Raw genomic sequence first — 243 nt, 5'->3', positions numbered from 1 at the left:
ACCTTCAAAGCTTAAACAGCCAAATTTTTCTAAAAAGTATTTATAATCTTCAGTAAATTTTATTTTTAGTTTTTGCTCTGCTTGCTGAATCAATGAACTAGTCACTCCTCCCGTAGTTAAAATCTCTTCTCCAGTACTTTCCATCATTTTTATTGCTAAATTAATCTTTTCAATAGACATATATCACCTTATTCATAATCATTTGCGCGATTTTTCCAATATTTTTTCTTCCATTTATTAAAT

The 243-nt window shown here is 27.6% G+C and carries 1 protein-coding gene; it reads right to left on the bottom strand.

The window, feature by feature from the left end; translation table 11 throughout:
• The coding region (locus SB749_RS20545; RefSeq protein WP_410711941.1) for an SMI1/KNR4 family protein at window positions 1-180 on the bottom strand (180 nt) is incomplete at its 3' end.
• Window positions 181-243: the final 63 nt, after the last annotated feature.

Origin of the sequence: Brevibacterium sp. SIMBA_078 (genome assembly GCF_046534565.1) — a bacterium.
Lineage (GTDB): Bacteria > Actinomycetota > Actinomycetes > Actinomycetales > Brevibacteriaceae > Brevibacterium.
Note: the sequence above shows the minus strand (reverse complement) of the source record. Positions and strands in the feature narration are given on the sequence as shown.